The following is an 813-nucleotide window of genomic DNA, read 5'->3' as shown; positions in this document are numbered from 1 at the left end:
TGGCATATACAATTTAGATTGGGTGAAAGATAAACAATTAAATTGATTGAAAAATGATTTATGAAGGAAGTCTAATAATTATATTTATTATTTTTTTGCAACAATATTATTTAACCATACTCCTTAAACATCATTATTTAAAATCACAATATACTAAAGAATAAGATTACAATTAAAAATTTATCATACAGTTGACCTACTTCATTACAATAACACAATAACAGGTTAAGTTAATATATCAATTGGGTTTAATTTTTATATTTTATCAGCAGTGTAAAATATTCCTATAGCATTATTAAAAGTAACCCAATAGTTAATATAACGTCATTTTAAAATACTCAAAAATTTTATCTTTAGCACAAGAAGCAACAGTCCACACACCGTATAAACAAGGTTTATTATTTTAATTTAATAAATCAAAAACTTGTAGTATCTAAAAATACAATGCGTAAATATTTACAGCTCAATTTCACACTACAGTATCAGCTTATAACCTAGAATATGTATTCTTGACTTATATAAACTTTATTTGCTCGAACGCATAAATGCTGTTTATCCTGAATGGATTCCTGCCGTTGTGTTCTACCAAGAAGTTTTAGAGTTTGAATATCTAGAAACGGTCAGAATCTTAAGGGAATATCTTGCAACAATATAATCAGTCACCAAACTTGAACCCTAACAGCTCAACTGTGTTAAAAAAATATGGTTTTTGCCCCCGCATATGTAAGCCCTACTATAGACTTCCTTCATAAATCATTTTTCAATCAATTTAATTGTTTATCTTTCACCCAATCTAAATTGTATATGCCAGCA

At 27.2% G+C, this 813-nt stretch carries 1 pseudogene; it reads left to right on the top strand.

Annotation, left to right across the window (positions count from 1 at the left end):
• Positions 1–411: 411 nt before the first annotated feature.
• Positions 412–652 (top strand): annotated as a pseudogene (locus HHA42_RS13570) (IS21 family transposase); the annotation flags it as partial.
• Positions 653–813: the final 161 nt, after the last annotated feature.

This window comes from Acinetobacter sp. A3, from assembly GCF_012371415.1.
GTDB lineage: Bacteria > Pseudomonadota > Gammaproteobacteria > Pseudomonadales > Moraxellaceae > Acinetobacter.
This window is presented reverse-complemented; position numbering and strand designations above follow the sequence as displayed.